Raw genomic sequence first — 17,252 nt, 5'->3', positions numbered from 1 at the left:
CCAAGTCGGTCAGACCGGCTCGTTGCTGCGGCGGGGTCAAAACCGCGCGCTCACCACCCCAGGGAGCCCGGCGCGCCCTTGAAGGGACCGGCCAGATTGCTGGTGATCCATCCCCCGTAGAACCCGCCGGGCTGCGGAATGACCGCCTCGCCGTTGACGGTGCAGCGGTCGACCATCGAGGCCATGACGGCCACCGCCCCGGCGATCTGCTCGAAACCGCGGGTCGGATGCAGGTAGGTCCATGCGGCCTTGGGTGCGGCACGACTGCCGGCCACCATGTCGTAATAGGCGGCCGCACCCTTCCACTCGCACCACGAGGAACCGGCGGTCTCGCGCAGTGCACCGTCGGTGAACGCCGTGCGGGGCAGGTAATACGTCGGAGGGTGGCTGGTCTCCAACACCCGCCATGCCTGGGTGGTCGAGGCGATGATGATCCCGGCAAACTCCACAATGATCGAACCGGTGAACGGCTCAACCCGCGGGGGCCGGGGATAGTCCCAGACGGACTCCTGGCCGGGCCCGGGCCGGTCGGGGGTAGGTCGGACGGTCACGGTGACTCTGCGCTGGCGAGTGACGTCGTGGCCAGTCGATCGTACTGGTGAATCGCTCTCAGCCTCCTTGCTTTTCGGACGAGTTATCTGGCCTCCGGCCCGACTGCCGCCGTAGCGGAGTCGCTATCAGACATGGTGCACCGGTACGGCACTTGCGCTCCCGTACAGCCGAATTCGTCAGAGTTTCGACATCGCTACGGGCAACTCGATCGGTGCGCTGAACGTCACCGGGCGCAACCCGCTGGACCCCGTCGGTAAGTAAGGTCTATGCTCAGTTTGACTACATGCGTTGTCAAAATGAGCTCGAGGAGGAGCTGTTGTGAGCGTGGCTATTCCGACGCGCCACCCTGACCGCCCCCGTCCCATTCCAGCCGGTGTCGGGGCACTTGCCCGGGCTCTGGCGATCGGCCAGCCGACGCCGCAGCAGTGGCAGCTCCTCGGCGAGCGGCTCACCGTCGGAGATGAGCCGATGGATCGACTGGTCGAATGGATGGCCGCGAGTGGGACCGAGCAAGCGCGGACGTTGTTCGAGCGCGCACTCAACGGTGGCATCGCGACCGTTCCCGAGGCTCCGGCACCGCTGCGTGAGTTCTTCGAAACCGTTGAAACGCCACCCGACTGGGTGGACCTCGACGTGGTGAGCAAAGGGCAGCGTGCGTTGCGACGCGGTGGGGCCGACGGCATGTACCTGGCCCGCGACGTGTCCCTGCTGGGTGGTTACCAGTTCTCCGGATTCAACAAGACCCTGCTGCGCACCGGCGCTCTGGAGAAGGGCTCCAACAAGCGGTTCGCCGAAACCATGCAGTGGGCGATGGACGTCATCGCCGAGGACGGACTGAAGCCGCTCGGGGTGGGGTACCGCTCGACCATCCGGGTGCGCCTCATCCACTCGTTCGTACGCCGGCATGTGGCGGCCATGGTGGACTGGCGTGCCGAAGACTGGGGCGTGCCGGTCAACCAGACCGATATGGCCGCCACGTTGATCGGTGCGCTGGTCGCACCAGCGGTCGGCGCGGCCGGTATGGGGGTGGTGTTGACACCCTCCGAGTACAGCGCGGTCGCCCACCTGACCCGGTACGTCGGGTGGCTGATCGGTGTCGAAGACCATTGGCTGCCAGGAAGTTTCCGTGACAGTGTGCGGGTGCTGGCCCACACGCTCTCTGCGCTCGCCGAACCCGACGAGTCCACCAGACAGCTGGCCGTCCCGATGATCGAGGACCCGCTGTCCTGGCACTACGACAACCTGCCCCGCATGCGCCGACGGCTCGCGCGCGCTCAGCACCTGTCGATCACCAGCGCATTCCTCGGCCGCCAGGCCGTGCGATCGCTGGGACTGCCGTCGTACTCGTTACCGTGGTACCCGCTGTTGAAGATGCCGGTGAACCTCGCGCGCAGTCTTGCCGCACTGAGTCTGCCCGGCGGTATCGAACGTGCCGATCACCGCGGTCGCCGCCAGCATGACAGGCTGCTGCGTACCATGATCGGCGCCGACGCGACGGCCACTATCGGCGAGTCCGCCGCGCACGTCGGCAGGGTCGCCTGAATTCTCAGGGCGACGATGACGCACCAGTGCGCTTACGGCTCAAGATGCATCGCAGCCGCCACGGATACTCCTTGTGCGGCCACATCTTTTCGATTTCGGCGTTGAACTCGGCGCCCAGCAGCACCGCGAACGCCGTGATGTAAAGCCAGAGCACCACCGCGATCGGCACCGCGAGTTGAGCGAACACGGCATCGGCCTGGATGCTCAGCGTCAGATATGCCCGCAAGGCTGCCGAGGCCAGCAGCCACAGCACCAGCGCCAGGATCGCACCGGGCACGTCGCGTCGCCACGGGGTACGCCACGGCACACCAACGTGATAGAGCGTGGCTAGACCGACGGTGACCAGCAGTGCGACTGCCGGCCAGAACATCAACTCGGCGAGCCGCAACGTGGCATCGGCGACGCCGTCGGGCAACAACCAGTCCAGAATCTGGGGGCCCAACACCAGTGGCGGCAGCACCGACACCGCACCGACGAGCAGCCCGATGGTGAGCCCCAATGCCAGCAGTCGTCGGCGCCAGCCGGCTCGTTGGTCGACGTTGTAGGCGATGGTGATGGTCTCCAGATAGCGGTTGACTGCCCGAGACCCGGTCCAGATGCTCAGCACGATGCCGAGTGATACCACCCCACCGCGTGTCGAATTGAGCACGGTGTCCACGGTTTCTTCATAGGACGCGTAGGTGGGGTCGGTCAGGAACGACCGTGGAACCTCGAGCACCAGGGATCGCAGACGGTCGGTGCCTTCCGGACTGAGCGTGGACGCGACGAAACCGAGCGATCCGATGATCGCCAGCAGCAGCGCCGGCAGCGAGATCAACGTGAACAGTGCGGCTTCGGCGGCCAGGCCGGGCACCCGGTCATCTACCGTCGCGCGACCGGTGCGATGAACGAGTCGGCCGGTCTGCTGAGCAGGTCGGGGGAGGCGGGCAAACCGAGCTTCCAGGCGTCGCTGCGCCGTGTCGCGGGCTGTCGTCGCAGAGTTCAGCAGCCGCGACCACGGCCCGGGCCTGTCGTCGTGGGATGGCATCGCTTCGAGACTAGGAGACCGCGCGGGTCAGGCGCTGCCGCCGTCGCTCCCGCGCAGCTGCGGCAGCACCTTCTCTGCGAAGGTATCGATGAACGCTACTTGGTCCTGACCGACGTGGTGCAGGTACACCTCGTCGAACCCGAGCTCGATGTAGTCGTGTAACCGTTGCGCATGTGAGGCGGTGTCCGCGGAGATCAGTACCGCATCGGCGACGGCCGACCCCAACTCGTCGCCAAGGGAGGCGGCGCGGGCTTCGAAGTCCTCCGGGGAACCCAGTCCGCCCATGACTGGCGGTTCGAATACGTTGGTGCCCCACTGTTCTCGCGCCAGGGCGGCGGCCTCGTCCTCGTCGGGTGCCCAGCTCAGGTGCACCTGGAGCATGGCCGGTCCTTTGCCTCCGCTGTCTCGATAGGCCTCGAGGACCTTTCGGGTTTCGTCGATGGGCTGGTTGATGGTGATCAGTCCGTCGTAGTTGACCGCGAAGCGCGCTGCGGTTTCGGGTGTGAGTGCGGGCAGGTAGAGCGGTGGTCGCTGCGCCGGACGATCCCACACCCGGGCCTTGTCGGCGGGCACCAGCCCCTCGCGGCTCACCACCGCGCCTTTGAGCATCTGGTCGACCATGTCGAAGCACTCGGCAAGCATCTGTTGGCGAACCTCTTTGTCCGGCCAAGGTTTCCCGGTGATGCGTTCGTTGACGTGCTCTCCGCTTCCGAGCGCAGCCCACACCCGGTTCGGGAACATCACGCCCAACGTGCCCAGTGCCTGCGCGATGACGGCAGGGTGATAACGGTGCCCCGCACTGGTGACCAGTCCGAAACGCAGGTCGGTGGTCGCCAGCGCGGAGCCCAACCATGACCACGCAAAACCGGAGTGCCCCTGGGCATGGGACCACGGTTCGATGTGGTCGGAGCACATGGCCGCGTCGAAGCCGGCCTGTTCGGCGCGTTGGACGTCGAGTAGCAGCTGACGCGGGTTGATCTGCTCGTGGGAGGCGTGAAACCCGATGACGGTCACAGTATTTCTCTTCTCTGCTCAGTATTTGCCGATGATCGACAACGCTGCGGTCATCAGTGCCAGGTGACTCAAGGCCTGGGGGGCGTTGCCCAGAAACGACATATCCGTCGCGTCGATCATCTCGGTCAGCAATCCGACGTCGTTGCACAATCCGACGAGCTCGTCCATCAGTTCCCGGGCTTCGTCGCGACGGCCCACCTCGGCCAGCGCGGCAGCCGCCCAGAACGCACACGCGACGAAGGTGGCTTCCTCTTCGTCGGCCCCGCTGTAGCGGTACATCAGCGGTCCCGCACTCAACTCCCGACGCATCGCGTCGATCGTCGCGGACATCCGGGGTCCGCGGTCGAATCCACTGATGGCATGCAGAATGACTGACGCATCAAGCTTTTCGGTACCCGGATACCAGACGTAGCTTTGCTTTTCCTCCGACCAACAGTTCTCGGCGACCCACTCGCGGATGTGCTTTGCTTCGCTGCGCCACCGTTCGATCTCGCCTTGGATGTGGCCTGCCTCGGCGAGCTTGACCGCGCAGTCCAGCGCATGCCCGCACCCCATCTTCGAGCTGGTGTAGTGCCGATCGGTGTGTAGCTCCCAGGTTCCGGCATCCCGCCGCCGCCACACATCGCAGGTGTGATCGGCGATGCTGGACAACAACCGGGCGGTGGGCACGTTGAGGACGTTGCCGCCCTCAACGTAGAGAGCCACCATGTCGAACAGGTCACCGAACACACCCAGTTGGAGTTGGCCGACTGCGTCATTACCGACGACGACCGGACCGATGCCGCACCATCCCGGGGCATCTACACGACGTTCCTCGGCTGGCCTCCGGCCGTCGAGATGGGTGAAGACCTCCGGGTCTGGGCCTTGCGCCGAGATCGTCCGCAGCAGCCAGCTGACAGCTCCGTGCACTTCCTCGCTCTCTCCGAACCGGATCAGCGTGTGCAATGTATAAGCCGCGTCGCGGATCCAGGCGAATCGATAGTCCCAGTTCTTGCCGCCGCTCCAACTTTCCGGCAGTGACGTGGTCGCCGCGGCGCTGATCGCACCGGTTTCGATATGAGTCAACAGCCGGAGGGTCAGCGCGCTGCGCAGTACCGCTTCGGCCCAGGGCCCGTCGTAGTCGAGTTCGTCGGTCCAGGCCCGCCAGAAGGCCGCGGTGCGGTCGATGCCCCGGTTGACATGGTCTGGATGCGGTAGCGGCAGCGGTTCACCTGCGTTGGACAACACCGCGACCAAATGCTCGGACCCGGGCTCGGTGGTGAAGCCACCGCTGATCGTGCGGTCGGAGACCTCGCACTCACCCGCGTCGATAAGGCGCAACCCCATCGTCACTTCAGAAAGCCGGATGACCGGGCCGAATGGCGTGTGTTGGACCCACGGCGAAGCGGTACCGAATATGTCACCCGGTGCGACGCGCCAGCGCATCATTACCGAACCATCCAGGCCCTCGATGCGGCGAGCCATTTCACCCCAGCGCAGACGCCCGCCGGCGCCGGTGTTGAGCGAATCCGTCACCTGTACCTGGCCGTCGTCGGTGGTGTAGGTCGTGGTCAGGATGTTGGTACCGGGCAGGTAGTCGCGTGACACGGTGAACGGGGCGACGGGACACAGTTCGACGGCGCCACCATGCTGGGCATCCAGCAGACGCGCGAATACCGGCGGCGAATCGATCTCGGGGACCGCATACCAGTCGACAGCGCCGTCGCGCGCGACGAGTGCGACCGACCGGCCATCCCCGATGGCGGCGTAGGAGCGCAACGGCACATAACCGTGCGGTCGCTGCACTGTGGGATCGTCACTGGGGGCCGTTTTCATGTGGGGCGGGTTCCTCGTCGTCGCGGGCGCTGCAGCGACGCAGACGTCGAGCCGCCCTGGTGTGATCGCCGGATGGGTTGCCCGTACCCAGGCAGTTTCCAGCAAAACCACAGCATGCAGTTCCTCAGCTTCTCCTCAGTTTCCCGTGGAGATTTGCTGTACCTCTGCGGACGCGGCCCGCTCGCCCGGAGCGCAACATGTTCGGCTGGGGCTTTCGCAGACCGTGACGCCCCGGGGCGCGTTAGCGCATTCAATTGCTAATGACAACCGTTTCCATTAAAGTGCTCGCCTAGGCGTGACTTCAACAGAATCGGGGTTCAAAGCGTGCGCGAACGGTGGTTGTGGACGGTTTCATCGGCAGCATCGGTCGTCGTACTGATCGGTGCATACGGGGTCGACAGCACTGCATATGACTTCGAGGGCGCCGAGTCGACCACCGTGGTTTCCCGCGAGCGGGTCGTCAGCAACGCTGACGTCGATCTGGCCAATCATCAACGGCCTTTGCTGCCGCAGAGTCCCGCAGACCGCAGCACTCGCTCGTCGGGGTCTAGCGATCGCGGTAGCACCACCCGCGGGTCTGGGAGCGACCGCAGCCGCGACGGCGGTTTCCGTCGGGGCATCGGGGAGCGGGGTGGACTCGAACGCGGCCGGGGACTCGAGCGCAGGGCAGTAGGCAGCACTCAGCGTGGCGCCGATGAAAAGTCTGCGGTGGGAAGCAATCCCAATCGTCGAGGCGGAGATCGCGGCAGTAACCGCAACGACCGCCCGGTCGTCCGCGACTTCTCGCCGAGTCGCAACGATGCCGGTGGCGGCGCGGATACCGAGACGCGGGCGGGTCGAGAGGCTGTTTCGCGCAATGAGTCTGAAGCGCAAGTCCAGCGTGACCGTGATCACGAGCAGAGCCCGCACGTCGACGATCGTCGAACTGCCCCCACGCCCGAGCCCGCCATCGTCGATCGCGCGCAGCGCGTCGTTGACGAAGAGCCGCTGGTGCGGGCCAACTCCACACGAGGCGGAGGCGATCGAGGTGCTGACCGCCGAATCGATCTGGATGTTGCTCCCGGCCGCAACGACATTGGCGAAGATGTAGACACCGAGATGCGTGCGGGTCGAGAAGTCGTATCCCGCAACGATTCTGGAGCACTGTTCCAGCGTGATCGCGGCCACGGCCATGATCACGACCATGACCATGATGGCGATGATCATGACCATGATCACGACCATGACCATGATGGCGATGATCATGACCATGATCACGACCATGACCATGATCACGACCATGACCATGATGGCGATGATCATGACCATGATCACGACCACGATCATGATGGCGATGACCATGATCACGACCACGACCACGACCACGACCACGACCACGACCATGACCACGCACCGGGAGAGCGCCCCCGGGCCCGCGGCGCCGGCCAGGGCTATGTAGGCGGCGGCGACCACGGCCACAGCCACGGCGGTGGGGATCATGGCCACAGCCACGACGGCGGTCACGGCCACAGCCATAGCGGCGGCGACCACGGACACAGCCATGGTGGCGGTCACGGCCATAGCCATAGCGGCGGTGACCACGGACACAGCCACGCCGGAGCCGATCACGGTCATAGCCACGAGGCCGGCGCGATTGCTCACGGCCACTCGCACGACCATGGCGCAGTAGCTCTGGCAGGCCACACGCACGATCACGGCCATGATCACAGCCATGACCATTACGCGCTAGCCGGTATGTCCCACGGCCATGACCACGATGGATCAGGCCACGACCATGACCATGGCGCACAAGGGCATTCGCATGACCACGCGTCAGGAAGCCACGACCATGACGACCATGACCATGACCACTCGCACAGTCATGACCACGATCATGACCACTCGCACAGTCATGACCACGATCACGACCATGACCATGGGACTGCCGCCCAGGACAACGGCGCGGAGAACCTCGCTGTTGTCCCCACCAGTAGAACCACACCGTGGACATCCCCGCTCGTGTGGACTGGGTTGATTGCCGCACTGGGTGCCATGGTCCTCGGAAGGCGTTGGCTCGCAGTGGCCTTGGCCGCGACAGCCAATGGATGGAACGGCTTGCGCACGCGACGCAAGTGATCGCCGCTGGCGGTCGCTGACACCCCGAAGTGAAGGACCCCGTGGAGGCCATGAACCGACACGGGGTCCTTGCTTGGAGTTGCCGCTCACGGATTCGACGACGTCTGGCACACATCGTTTCCGGCCCGCTAATGCACGCACACAACCATCAAACCCCGGCCGCTACCGTTGATGATTACGGGGCGACCGGGGCAGTGAGGAGATTTTGCGTGCTTCAGGACATCGGTTCGACGGCAATTACGTAGTCAAAGCCGTGACGCAAACCGCCCTCCTGCTCGTTGAGAGCAAGCGCGCGCGTCCTCAGTTCCTCGACATACCCGCGCATGGCGGCACCGAGATCCGCACTGTGGAAACGCTCAAGGCGATTGAGGCACATGTCGAGCTGGCTGTGGATGTAGGGCGCACGGTAGCGAATGGGATAGCGCCGAGCATCAATCATCCGAAAGCCGGCGAGACCGAGCTTGCGCAGCATCCAGTCCATCGGGTACTCGCGGTAGGGTCGTTCTCCGGCGAGCAAGAGACATGCATCGCGCGCTCGGCCGATCTCCCAGATCATTTTGCCGCTGGCGGTCTCCGGCGTGAACTGGACGTAAGGCTCCAAGCCGATCACATAAAGCCGTCCGTTGTCCGCGACCAAGGGCCGCAGGCGTTCGAATACCCGGTCCTGCCAGTACGGCGCGAAACCCTCGATAGCGCCGACGAGGTAGTCCACCAGCACGGTGTCGAACGACTCGCCGGTCAGCAAGCTGTCGTTGACCCAGTTGCCCACCAGCAGACGATCCTGTGCACGCATGCGCTCACCCAGCGACTCGCGGGTCGTGTCCGCCATACTCTGGGCAGCGGTGATCGCCGTCCACCGATCGGTCGGCAGGCTCAAGATCCATTCCAAAGACTTCACGCCTGTACCGGAGTCAAGGAAGCTGCCCCACGGCTTGTCGCCCTGCAACGTCTCGATCGACGTGAACAACGAGGACACTGCCGTAGTTGCCCCACCTGCAGGTGCGGGCGGTTGTGTCGGCACGGACTCGGGGGTCTCGGTGAGCGGGCTGTTCAACAGAGGTACCTTTCGCTGCGCTCGGAAGGTGGCTGACTATCGTTCGGCTGCATCCGCTTTCGTTCATTGGGTCACGGCAGAACCGAGCTGGCCGTCAAATCCCAAGGCCATGGTAGTGCGCCTGCGCTGTTAATGAAAATCATTGCCAGATGCGGGTTCGGTGGGCAGCTGGGTGCCGGGACACGGGCCGCTTCGGTGGGATGAGCCGCCGTGGGGTCTGCCACACTATAGGCCCGGGCAACTCGGCAACGGAGGAGAACGGTTTGCTCGCGTCATGACCGCGCCGCCGGCGCCGGACGGACTTCCTCCGTCCGCGCGCGTGTCTGTCCTGATCTGTGTGACGGCCGCGTCGGCGGGCGTCGTCATCGGATTCGTGGGCGGGGCATTCCGCTGGTGCCTGCAGGCGGCTGATCGCCTGCGCATCGAGCTCGTCGACTTTGCTCACCAATTGCCCGGACCTTCGTTCCTGATCCCGATGCTGGCCGCAGCGACAGGTGCGACGTTGGCCGCGCTGATCGTGCGCTGGGAGCCGCTCGCTGCGGGAAGCGGTATCCAGCACGTCGAGGCAGTCTTTCGCGGGGATGCTCGACTGCCGCGGATTCGACTGCTACCAGCCCGCTTCGTCGGCGGTGTGTTGTCGATCGGATCGGGACTGGTCCTGGGACGTGAGGGGCCGACGGTGCACATGGGCGCCGCGGTCGGGGCCGAAGCGGCCAGGCGCGCCCGGCTGCCCGATCCCGAGGTGAGAATGATGCAGACGGCGCTGGGTGGCGCAGGTCTGGCCGTCGCATTCAACGCCCCGATCGCCGGGGCGCTGTTCACGCTGGAGGAGGTGACAAAGTCCTTCCGCATCCACACGGTGGTGGCGACCATCTTCGCCGCAGCCACCGCGGTGGGTTGCTCGCGGCTCTTGCTTGGCAATCACCCTGATTTTCACGTTGCCCCGATCGGTGCTCCCGCGCTCGGATGGCTGCCATTGTTCGTCGTTTTCGGTGTGCTCGTCGGTGGTCTCGGGGTCGCATACAACGCGCTCGTGCTGTGGTTCGTCGACCGGGTCAGCCAACTTCGCCGTATCCCCACTGTCGCCAAAGCGACGGTCATCGGCGCCATCATCGGGTTGACGATGTTCGTGCTGCCGCTCGGTGTCGGCGGCGGCGACACGCTGACCCAACTCATCTTGAGTGGTCACACTTTCGTTCTGCCGGTTGTTGTCGGCTACCTGATCGTGCGTTTTGTCGCCGGCCCGTTGTCGTACTCTGCGGCCGTTCCCGGTGGCTTGTTCGCTCCGCTACTCGCCGTGGGCGCGCTGTGGGGCCTTCTCTTCGTCGGCGCGTTCAATGCCGTCTGGCCCGAAGACGTCACCTATCTTGCCATCCCCATGGCACTGGTGGGCATGGCGTCGTTCTTCGGTGCCACCGTGCGGGCGCCGGTGACCGGCATCGTCATCGTGATCGAGATGACGGCGACGACGTCGGTCGCCTTACCGATGCTGGCCGCCACTGCCACAGCGGTTCTCACTGCACACCTGCTGGGGTCACAACCGATCTATGACAGCCTCAGGGAACGGCTGAAGCCGGAAAGCCCGCCTGCGCAGGGCCAGTGAGCGTCGAGCTCACGTCCTCGACAGCAACTGCTCGAGCTTGTCCAGCTGTGCCTTGTAACCCCACTTCATCCCGAAAGCTGCCATCTTCGCCTTCGGCCCGATCGCGGTGATGGCGATGTGCAACTGCACGACTGTCGCGCCGTCGTCCTCGGCAAGGGTGATGTTGTTGGTGTGCTGGATTGTTGACCCATCCTCTTCGCCCTCGGTCCAGGAGCGGGCGTCATAACGCAGCCGGACCGGCGCTTCGATCTGGGTGAAGGTGCCCGACATCGGCCACCGGGTGCCCTGGTACTTGCCCATACCCTCGCCGGCCTCCGTCACGATGTAGATTCGACCGCCGACAACCAGATCGATTTCGCATTCGGGGACAAAGGTCTTCTCCGGGCCCCACCACTCGCGCAGCATCTGGGGCTCGGTCCAGGCTCGCCACACGGTTGCGATCGGGGCGCGGTAGGTCCTTTCGAGGCGAAGTGTCTTGGTCTTCTTGAACATTTGCGAAAGCATGGGAATCTCCGATCGTCAGTTACGACGCGGCGGGCGAGATGAACTCGGCGATCCGCGTTCGGGTTGGGGCATCGAGTTGGGTGAGATACCTGACCGATTCAGCGGCCGGTCGGCTCATCGTCGGTCCCTTCGGTGATCGAATCGAGGTATCGGCCCAACGAGTCGAGGCGGCTCTCCCACAGGTGAGCAAAGGACTCGACCCACTGCCCGATCTCCTCGAACGGTGCGGCTTCGAGATGGTAGATGCGCTTCCGGGCCAGCGCCTCGCCGACGACGATCCCCGAATCTCCCAGTACCCGAAGGTGTTTGCTCACCTGCGGCTGTCGAATCGCGAGGGAGTCGGCGATCTCGCCAACCGACATCGGCCCGGCCCGTAGCAGTTCGACGATCCTCAGGCGGTTCGGCTCAGCGAGGGCGCCCAAGGTCGTTGCCTGCATGATGCCAAGCTACGAGAGGTGACATATTCCTGTCAAGGAATACTTCGGCGCCGTCTATTCTGCGGCCAGGGCCAGGACCTCGTCGAAGCCGGCCCGTAGACACTCGTTGAACACTTCGATGTCCGGTATCGCTCCGCTGTCGACGTCGATGCCCAGTGCGCAGGTATCGACATAGGTGAGTAGCGTGACATTGACCGCTGAACCGATCGTCGGGCCGAACGCGTATTGCATGCGAACCTCGGCGCCCCCGAGCTTGACCGGCACGGGGATTCCCGGCACATCGCTGGCCACGAAATCGACGTGGCGCAGAATCGATCCGATGTACCACCGAGGCATCAGGTTGAGAACTCCTGCGATGGCCTGGGTGTACGGCAACGACTTCTCCTGTCGCACCCGTTCGGTGCGGCGGTGGATCTGGCGGATTCGTTCGGCCGCGTCCGGCAGGCCCGCGGGAATGTCGAACCGCATCAGGGTGATCCGGTTGCCACCAGGAGCGTCACCGTTGGTCCGCAGACTGATCGGCATGCTCAGGTGCAGCGCATCCACGCCGGCATCGTGCTTTTCGTGATAGCGGCGAAGGCCACCGGTGATCCCTGCCACGAATGCATCATTGAGTGCACCGCCTGAGCGGTGAGCCGCCTCGCGGAGCTCGGGCATCGGCACTTCCAGCACGCTGAGTCGGCGGATCAGCGTTCGTTGCGTCATCAGCGGCGATCCGGTGGAACTGACGGGTCGCACCGTGCGGTAGACCGAAGCCGCCAGCCCTGCGGCCGAACCGAGGGTTTGCACCGGACTGCGGACGCTGTCGACCAACAGCCTGGGAACCGTGGACAGCGCCCCGGAGACCGCGGCGCCGAGCAGTCCGACGCCATAACGTGCCGACGCGCGGTAGTCCGCCAGCGCGGACCGCTGCGGGATCTGGCGCGCCGAGCCATCGACGGGTGGTAACTCAGGGGAGAGGCCGAACAACGTCATAGCGATCTGCACGCCGCCCACACCGTCGGTCAGTGCGTGGTGAAAGGTGCATAGAACGGCAGCCTCGCCATCGGGCAGATTCTCGATGAGCGTGAACTTCCACATCGGTCGGGCCCGGTCGAAGTCCTCCATCTGCGCGAGGCGGGCGAGCTCCAACACGGTGTCGAAGGCGCCGCCCGACGGTGCGGCGATCCTGCGAAGATGGAAGTCCAGATCGAAATCGGAGCACTCCTGCCATCGCGGGGGCGCCGGGGCAGGGGACGCGACCACCGTCTGCCTCAACATCGGCAGTTCCTGGCTCAGTCGCTCGACCCGCTCACGGACCTCATCCCAATCCGGCGTTCGATCCAACATCAGAACTGTCACCACGGTCGATCTGAGCCGCGGATCGCTTTCCATCGACCAGGTGAAAGCGTCGCTGTTGCGCATGAAATCGTTCATCGTGTACTCCTGTGCTCACGCTAGAACGCTGCGCCCTCCGTCACATCGGCTTGTCGGAATCGGTGACTTTGTGCCCTAAGCGGGCGCGTGGCCCGAGTCCGGTTCAGTACATCGCCGCAGAACCGATGCCGGGGTGTGCCCGCATGAAGTCCACCAGTCGCTCGACATAGCTGGGAAACGGCGGCGGCTGGACACCACTGCCGGCCAGGTCAGACCGCAGGTTGTCCGTCAGGTAGAACGTCGGGTGGGCAAAGTAGTCCACCGCTTCGGCCGGCATCCGCAACATGCGGTAGACGCCAGGGACACGGCGGATCGCCGCCTTGGCCATGTTGCGCGGCAACGGAATCGGTATGACGATCCGTCCGGTGGCTGTGGACAGGACATCAATCAGTTCGCTGACGGTCAGTGGTGTGGGGTCGGCCAGGTGGTAGGTGCGACCCGCGGAAGTATCCAGACCACTCAGGTGTGCCATCGCGTCGACGACGAAGTCGCGCGGCACCAGATTGACCCGAATCGTCTCCGGGTCACCCACCACCGGGAGGACCGCGCGGTGTGGCTGACGCAGCAGCCACTGCATGACGAAATAGGGACCGTCGTACTTCTGCGTCTCACCGGATCGGCTGTCCCCGACGACGATCGAGGGCCGGTAGATCGTGGCGGGCATCCCGCCGGCCATGCGTTGCCGCACCTCGACTTCGGCGAGATGCTTCGACTCCTCGTAGAAGTTGTTGAACGGTGCGCCCACGTCCAGATCATCCTCGCGGAACGGACCGGCGTAGCGTCCGCTGACATAGCACGTGCTGACATGATGCAGCCGGGTCAGAGCGGTGCACGATTCCAGCGCGTTGAGCAGGTTGTGGGTCCCGACGACGTTGACCTGGTGCGCGATGTCGCGCGCGATGGTCAGGTCGTACACCGCGGCCAGATGCCAGGCCTCGGTGACTCCGCGCAGGATTTCCCGGTCCAGCCCAAGACCGGATTGGGTGATATCGCCCTCGACCACCCGGACCCGTTGCGGCAGGCCGCGGTCGGTGGCGCCCAGCTCGGTCAAGCGCCGCTGGGCGGCGTCGATGAACCGGCCCTGAACCAAGCAGATCGCCTCACTGTCGGTGCGCTGCAGGATTCGTGGCAACAGCGAGCTGCCCAGGAAACCCGGGAAACCGGTCATCAGCACAGACATACGCAACTCCACCATCGTCGTCGGTCGGCTGAGCCGCACGCCACTACAGTGTCGATGCTCGAGCATGCCCTCCCGGTCGGGCAGGGCCAAAGGCAACCAACCTCATCAACCTTTGGCCCTGCGGGCGTCCGTCCTGTGTCAGCAGATGACGAGCAGGTTGCCGGTTGGTCGCCGTCAAGGCTTTTGGTCGGCGATTCCGCGGACTTTCGGCCGTAGTGCGTTCTCGTCGGCCCGCAATAGCGTCGACCCCGACAGAACAACAACTGGGAACGACCGGGAACCACCCCGAACCCGGCACTACCTGCAACGACACAGAAAGGACCGGATATGTCTGATGTTGTGGAGAAGCGCGATGAGGCTTCGGCGTCAGCCGACCTGCTCGACGAGGTGCGGGACTCGGCCAAGATGGGCCAGCATGCGGCAGCAGAAGCACTGCGAACGTTCCGTCATGCGGTCAACGAAGCCGTGCCAGAGGCAATGCAGCCGCTGCGCACCAAACTCGTGGACGCGGCGATCGAACTGGCGGACAAGCTCGTTGCCGCCCAGTATCAATTCAACCGCAACCTGATTCAGACCGCCGACCGGGCGCTGAGCAAGTCCGACGAGGAACAGAATTAGACGAAGACGAGCAATTTCAGCGAACTAGAGAGGCGTTGCCGGTAGGTTCAGCGTGGAACCTACCGGCGACCTCTGGCGTACCGAATCGCACCGCCCCGAGGTCAGGTCACCTTGGCCTGCCGGCAGCGAGGGGGACTGATGCGACCACGGGTGATGTCATCGGTAGTGGCCGCGTTGGCCGCTGCGCTTGTGATCGTGCTGGCAGTCGCTTCGGCGGCAGTCAGCCGGGCTGCGAGCGCGCTCATCATGGGCGGAACGTCGCACGCATTGAGTGTTCCTCAGGATACGCCGAAGTTCATTGCGAAGTACGTCGCGGATGCGAACGCGGACTATATCGAGCCCAGTGGGCTGTGCGGTCACGACTGCTCGCTCATCGCGGCGTACAGCCCTGGCGAGATCCGGTTTGTCACCGGTCTTTTCGACATGTCGTTCGATCGGTCCGTGGCCATCGGGCTGGCGAACCTCGACAACTGCATCCGCGGCGTGAGTTGTACGGTGACCGACGACCCGTACACCAGCACGGGATCTCGGATCATCGATGACGACGCATTCCTGGTGTACGCGTACTCGGCGAGCGCCACGGTAGCTTCCCAGCAGAAGCTACGGCTGATCGCCAACCCGGTCGATGCCCGGGTGAACTTCTTGATGCTGGCCAATCCGAACCGGCCCAATGGCGGCATCCTCGAACGATTCGTCGGCGCCTATGTGCCCTTTCTCGGCATCACCTTCGACGGAGCCACCTCGACGTCCTCATCATCGGCGAATCCTCTGACGACCGTCGACATCGCCCGGCAGTACGACGGGTGGGTTGATTTCCCCACCAATCCGTTGAACCTGCTGGCCGTGCTGAACGCCGTGGTCGGCACAGTCTCGGTGCACGGCAACTACTTCGACGCGGGCGACCCGCAGCTGCAGGGTCGCTACCAGGACACCAGCTACTACCTGATCCCGACGCCGGTTACGCCGCTGCTGACACCGCTGACCTGGATTCCGTGGGCCGGGAAGCCGCTGGCGCTCGCACTCGACGCGCCGTTGCGGGTATTGATCGAAACCGGTTACGACCGCACCGTCAACCCCGGGCAGCCGACGCCGGCCCGCTTTTTCTACGCACCCGACTTATTTCGTACCGCAATCAATTTCGCTATCGCGATTCCGACCGGATGGGACGACGCGATCAGCTACCTGACCGGTGACCCCGATCTGCGGCCGTTCGGGACGGCGCCCGTCACGAGCCCCTACGGGGTGGGCGGCCCTCCGGTTTACGCGGGTTCGGTCGACCCCTACGACGATTCGCCGGCCACCCCCACCGAGGCCAGACGCGAAGCCAAGCGCGCAGACAGCTCCGAGCCGCAGGTATCGCCAGCCACCGCCGACCTGGGCGGGGCGGCTGAGCCGACAGATCTCGATACCGGCGACGACGCGCTCACAGGTGAGCAGACCCCCGACGGATCGACGACGGAAGGTCAATCCGCCGACCCTGAACGGGTGACGACAGGAAGGCAGCTCCGCGCCGATACCGCCGCCTCGGATTCCGCGCTGAACGTGAGGAGGGATTCTCGGCGGCCGTCTGCGGCTGCTGGTTCTCGTCGTGGATGACCTGCCTGCGGCCAAGCGGCGGCGGTGGATGGCAGGATGAGACTGCCATGACACCTTCACTACCGGACCCCGAAGACGTCAGCCGGGGCGCAGCGGTCTACACATCGTCGATGCTGCGGGTCTACGACCTCTACGTCGTCGGATTCAACAATCGTTTCGTGTGGCGATGCCCCGCCAAAGTGATGCTGCGCCAATACGACGCGAACCTCACCGGTCGCCATCTGGAGGTCGGTCCCGGGACCGGGTGGTACCTCGACCACGCGACCTTTCCCTGCGCGCAGCCTGCCCTGACACTGGTCGACCTGAATCCGAACAGTCTGGAGAAGGCGGGCGCACGGGTGCAGAGATATTCGCCGGAGCTGATCCAGGCAGACGTCTTCTCGCCGCTACCAGTTGCTGGACAGTTTGATTCTGCCGCTGCGAACTACCTGTTCCACTGCCTGCCCGGCAGCTGGGACACCAAGAGCGTGGCCGTGCGCAACATCGCCGAACGCCTGACAGCCGACGGTGTGCTGTTCGGGGCGACCATTCTCGGTCGCGATGTGCACCACGGATTTCTGGGCCGTCAGACCATGAAGCGCTTCAACGCCAGCGGCATCTTCCACAACACCGACGATCACATCGAGGGCCTGCGCGCGGCGCTGAGCTCCGCTTTCCGTGAGGTCTCCATCGACCTGGTCGGGGCGGTCGCGCTGTTCACCGCCAGACACCGGCACTAGCCAGCAGCCCCGATCCGTGCGAGCGGGTAGTTTGCTGATGGTTGAGAGCGGGTACCGGTC

General features: G+C 64.7%; 14 protein-coding genes and 1 pseudogene. 5 read left to right on the top strand and 10 right to left on the bottom strand.

The genetic code is table 11. The annotated features are described in order from the left end of the window. Positions 1–50: 50 nt before the first annotated feature. Positions 51–551, bottom strand: a complete 501-nt coding sequence (locus KXD98_RS20020) for a DUF427 domain-containing protein (RefSeq protein ID WP_260760067.1) — start codon at positions 549–551, stop codon at positions 51–53. 319 nt (positions 552–870) lie between these two features. Here KXD98_RS20020 and KXD98_RS20015 point away from each other — a divergent pair, with 319 nt between their 5' ends. Continuing rightward, the gene (locus KXD98_RS20015) at positions 871–2,094 is read left to right on the top strand and encodes an oxygenase MpaB family protein (RefSeq protein WP_260760066.1); all 1,224 of its coding nucleotides are present in this window, start codon (positions 871–873) and stop codon (positions 2,092–2,094) included. 4 nt (positions 2,095–2,098) lie between these two features. Here KXD98_RS20015 and KXD98_RS20010 read toward each other — a convergent pair whose 3' ends face one another. The 5 genes and pseudogenes from KXD98_RS20010 to KXD98_RS19990 form a co-directional block, all read right to left on the bottom strand. Continuing rightward, on the bottom strand, positions 2,099–3,121 hold the full coding sequence (locus KXD98_RS20010; protein WP_260760065.1) for a YihY/virulence factor BrkB family protein: 1,023 nt from the start codon (positions 3,119–3,121) through the stop codon (positions 2,099–2,101). Positions 3,122–3,148: 27 nt separating this feature from the next. Next, positions 3,149–4,135, bottom strand: a complete 987-nt coding sequence (locus tag KXD98_RS20005; protein ID WP_260760064.1) for a TIGR03885 family FMN-dependent LLM class oxidoreductase — start codon at positions 4,133–4,135, stop codon at positions 3,149–3,151. An 18-nt stretch (positions 4,136–4,153) separates the two neighbouring features. Continuing rightward, entirely contained in the window at positions 4,154–5,950 is a 1,797-nt protein-coding gene (locus tag KXD98_RS20000; protein ID WP_260760063.1) for a glycoside hydrolase family 15 protein, read from the bottom strand. Between the two features lie 351 nt (positions 5,951–6,301). Further along, a complete protein-coding gene (locus KXD98_RS19995) occupies positions 6,302–7,663 on the bottom strand; it encodes a hypothetical protein (RefSeq protein ID WP_260760062.1) in 1,362 nt (453 codons plus the stop codon). Positions 7,664–8,279: 616 nt separating this feature from the next. Next, positions 8,280–9,041, bottom strand: a pseudogene (locus KXD98_RS19990) (class I SAM-dependent methyltransferase); the annotation flags it as partial. 352 nt (positions 9,042–9,393) lie between these two features. Here KXD98_RS19990 and KXD98_RS19985 point away from each other — a divergent pair. Next, positions 9,394–10,722: a ClC family H(+)/Cl(-) exchange transporter gene (locus tag KXD98_RS19985; RefSeq protein WP_260760061.1), complete on the top strand. Its 1,329-nt coding sequence runs from the start codon at positions 9,394–9,396 to the stop codon at positions 10,720–10,722. Between the two features lie 9 nt (positions 10,723–10,731). Here the strand turns inward: KXD98_RS19985 and KXD98_RS19980 are convergent, their stop codons facing one another. The 4 genes from KXD98_RS19980 to KXD98_RS19965 form a co-directional block, all read right to left on the bottom strand. Then, entirely contained in the window at positions 10,732–11,214 is a 483-nt protein-coding gene (locus KXD98_RS19980) for an SRPBCC domain-containing protein (RefSeq protein WP_260760060.1), read from the bottom strand. A gap of 110 nt (positions 11,215–11,324) precedes the next feature. Then, the gene (locus KXD98_RS19975) at positions 11,325–11,663 is read right to left on the bottom strand and encodes a helix-turn-helix transcriptional regulator (RefSeq protein WP_260760059.1); all 339 of its coding nucleotides are present in this window, start codon (positions 11,661–11,663) and stop codon (positions 11,325–11,327) included. Between the two features lie 54 nt (positions 11,664–11,717). Beyond that, entirely contained in the window at positions 11,718–13,079 is a 1,362-nt protein-coding gene (locus KXD98_RS19970) for a wax ester/triacylglycerol synthase domain-containing protein (protein ID WP_260760058.1), read from the bottom strand. 103 nt (positions 13,080–13,182) lie between these two features. Then, the gene (locus KXD98_RS19965) at positions 13,183–14,259 is read right to left on the bottom strand and encodes an SDR family oxidoreductase (RefSeq protein ID WP_260760057.1); all 1,077 of its coding nucleotides are present in this window, start codon (positions 14,257–14,259) and stop codon (positions 13,183–13,185) included. Between the two features lie 327 nt (positions 14,260–14,586). Here KXD98_RS19965 and KXD98_RS19960 point away from each other — a divergent pair, with 327 nt between their 5' ends. The 3 genes from KXD98_RS19960 (at position 14,587) to KXD98_RS19950 (ending at position 17,192) form a co-directional block, all read left to right on the top strand. Then, positions 14,587–14,877 (top strand): hypothetical protein, encoded by a 291-nt coding sequence (locus tag KXD98_RS19960; RefSeq protein ID WP_260760056.1) that lies wholly within the window; start codon positions 14,587–14,589, stop codon positions 14,875–14,877. 153 nt (positions 14,878–15,030) lie between these two features. Then, positions 15,031–16,473, top strand: coding sequence for a PE-PPE domain-containing protein (locus tag KXD98_RS19955; protein WP_260760055.1), 1,443 nt, complete (start codon positions 15,031–15,033; stop codon positions 16,471–16,473). 47 nt (positions 16,474–16,520) lie between these two features. Then, positions 16,521–17,192: a class I SAM-dependent methyltransferase gene (locus KXD98_RS19950; RefSeq protein ID WP_260760054.1), complete on the top strand. Its 672-nt coding sequence runs from the start codon at positions 16,521–16,523 to the stop codon at positions 17,190–17,192. The last annotated feature ends 60 nt before the right edge of the window (positions 17,193–17,252 follow it).

The organism is Mycobacterium sp. SMC-4, from assembly GCF_025263265.1.
GTDB lineage: Bacteria > Actinomycetota > Actinomycetes > Mycobacteriales > Mycobacteriaceae > Mycobacterium.
The sequence above is the reverse complement of the archived record's forward strand: the minus strand, read 5'-3'. Positions and strand labels throughout refer to the sequence as shown.